Here is a 1,685-nt window from a genome sequence, read left to right on the forward strand (position 1 = left end):
CGCCAAAATTTTACGAGATGTGCGACACACATGGCGTCGACTTTTTGGTTCGACTCAAGGCAAATTCAAAGCTTGGGAAGCTGGCAGAAACGGCCTTAGTGGATTGCCCTCCAAAATATGAAGAGAGCAAATGCGTCTACCACGAATTCAAGTATCAGGCCGCGTCATGGGGTAAAGCTCGCCGTGTTATCGTATGTTCTACTCATACGGCAGATGAGCTAGTTCCCTGGAACCACGCATTCGTAGTGACCAGCCTGGCCTCCGAGGCTCCAGAGACTTTGTTCAAGACCTATAGACAGCGGGGCAATGCTGAGAACCAAATTAAGGAGCTGAAATGCGGGTTTGGCTTTGACAAAACAGACAGCTCAACTTTTGCACGGAACACTGCACGAGCCTTGATCACCGGTATTGCCTATAACCTGGTTCAGCTCTTTAAACAGCTCTTTGTCTCGGAAGACCGTCGTTCAACCATCTCCTCGCTACGGTTCAGTCTCTTTCACATCGCCGGTAGGATTACTTGGCACGCCCGTCGTGTGGTGATTCATCTTGCTTCTAACTATGTTTACAAGAACTGGTTTAGTCGGCTCATGGACGAAGTCCATCAGTTGGCGACCTGAACTGAATAACTGAATAGGTCGTGCGTCGAGCCGAAAACTGGGTCGGTCTGTTCGTGGTGCATCGATCACCAACTTCTCCGCTCAGTCAGTATTCGCAACGCTCCAAACGTTGCTTTCAGACCGGCCAGATGCGATTTCATGTCCCAAATACCGAGGTGAATAATCTAGGCTGGTGAGTTCGCCATGGTCCAATCCCACACACCCAGTTCTTCATCGAATTGTTTTTGCACCAAGTGAAAGCCGTGACGCTGATAAAACTGTTTGGCCTGCAAATTTTGATCGAACACATTTAACGTGATCACCGGATGGCGCGCTTGTAAATGTGTCAGTAATTGCGTGCCGAGTCCAAGATGGTGATAAGCCGCATCGATAAAAATACCAGCCAAATAATCTTCCTGCATCCCAGCAAAGCCGACAATTTCCCCGCCAACTTGCACCACAGTCAGTTCTGCTTGTGGCATCAGTTGCTTGACCAGCGCAAAATTGTGATGCCAATAACTCTCTGAGACAAAGTCATGAGCTTCTAAGTTGCTCGCCAACCAAATCGCCATGATTTGATCTAATTGTTGTGGATTCACTTCAGTTAATGTCGTGATCATCTTCCCCACCTCCTAATGGTAGCATACCGATAAATTTCATCACTTGCCAAAAAAGTCTTCATAAGCTTCAAGATGTAGCTTGTAATCTTCATCAATTCGTCGTATATTCATATCTTGTAATATTAATATATTTTGACGTAAATATTAACCTGGATTATTCATAGAATTTCAAAAAAGCAGCGCAATCCCATGATTCACACGGGACTGCGCTGCTTTGGTGTTTCACCCATTGGGTGCGCCTATATGCTAAGGTTAAGTCGACAAAAACCATCACGAAAGCGAGGCTTCACACCATCTCAACTTTAACCAGCTTATCCCTGCAATGCAATACCAATGTGACTGTGACCGCCGACGGCGGTCAACTTTCAAATGACGCCGGGCTCGTTTTGTTCCAAGAGTTTCTTCATCGTATCAACTTTAGGCAACTTGCCAATCAGTGCCTCAAGTTACCAGACCAACGACGATTCTG

At 46.5% G+C, this 1,685-nt stretch carries 2 protein-coding genes; one reads left to right on the forward strand and one right to left on the reverse strand.

Features of this window, described 5'->3' with window-relative positions; genetic code table 11:
* On the forward strand, positions 1 to 617 hold a 617-nt coding region (locus tag ACGG90_RS15510; protein ID WP_390407408.1), incomplete at its 5' end, for a transposase.
* A gap of 164 nt (positions 618 to 781) precedes the next feature.
* On the opposite strand, the gene ACGG90_RS15515 is transcribed toward ACGG90_RS15510, so the two are convergent.
* Positions 782 to 1,216 (reverse strand): GNAT family N-acetyltransferase, encoded by a 435-nt coding sequence (locus ACGG90_RS15515; protein ID WP_390410724.1) that lies wholly within the window; start codon positions 1,214 to 1,216, stop codon positions 782 to 784.
* Between the last annotated feature and the right edge of the window lie 469 nt (positions 1,217 to 1,685).

Source organism: Lacticaseibacillus jixiensis (genome assembly GCF_042847315.1).
In the GTDB taxonomy this organism is placed as follows: Bacteria; Bacillota; Bacilli; order Lactobacillales; family Lactobacillaceae; genus Lacticaseibacillus; species Lacticaseibacillus jixiensis.